Raw genomic sequence first — 647 nt, forward strand, 5'->3', positions numbered from 1 at the left:
TCGCGTCCTTCTTCGCCTCTGGGAGCCTAGGCATCCCCCGTGTGCCCTTATTTACTTTCTTCCGTCCGCTGCCCCTTTTGCTCGGCAACGGACTGCCTCCGTCCACCTGCGGTATTAACCGAAGATGGACTTCCTCTGTCTTCTCTTGTGTCTTCTTTTTTTCCCAATATGTCAAAGAACGTTACATCCCCCTCCTAAAAGAGGGGAACGAAAGTGGAGAATAACGGATTCGAACCGTTGACCCCCTGCGTGCAAGGCAGGTGCTCTAGCCAGCTGAGCTAATTCCCCCTGTGGTAGTCATAGATCTTCATGTACAACTATCGATGGTAGTCCCGAGCAGATTTGAACTGCTGACCCCTACATTATCAGTGTAGTGCTCTAACCAACTGAGCTACGGGACTCTTTAGCCCCGTATCACGCGGTACCAGTGCACCGTCGCCCGGGAGCTCAATACCTCTGGATCTCTCCAGTTGTCTCTCCTGATAATCAACGATCATGTATGTTGCGCAGCAAGTCCGGCCCGGACGCTCCAGAAAGGAGGTATTCCAGCCGCACCTTCCGGTACGGCTACCTTGTTACGACTTAGCCCCAATTACCAGTATTGCCCTAACACGCTCCTTGCGGTTACATGCTTTAGGCACCCCCGG

General features: G+C 53.2%; 2 tRNA genes and 1 rRNA gene. All 3 read right to left on the reverse strand.

Features of this window, described 5'->3' with window-relative positions:
* Window positions 1-214: 214 nt before the first annotated feature.
* A tRNA-Ala gene (locus tag C5745_RS19875) sits at window positions 215-288 on the reverse strand.
* Window positions 289-324: 36 nt separating this feature from the next.
* A tRNA-Ile gene (locus C5745_RS19880) sits at window positions 325-401 on the reverse strand.
* 132 nt (window positions 402-533) lie between these two features.
* Window positions 534-647, reverse strand: a 16S ribosomal RNA gene (locus tag C5745_RS19885); the annotation flags it as partial.

It is taken from the genome of Sphingobacterium haloxyli (assembly GCF_002980525.1).
GTDB lineage: Bacteria > Bacteroidota > Bacteroidia > Sphingobacteriales > Sphingobacteriaceae > Sphingobacterium > Sphingobacterium haloxyli.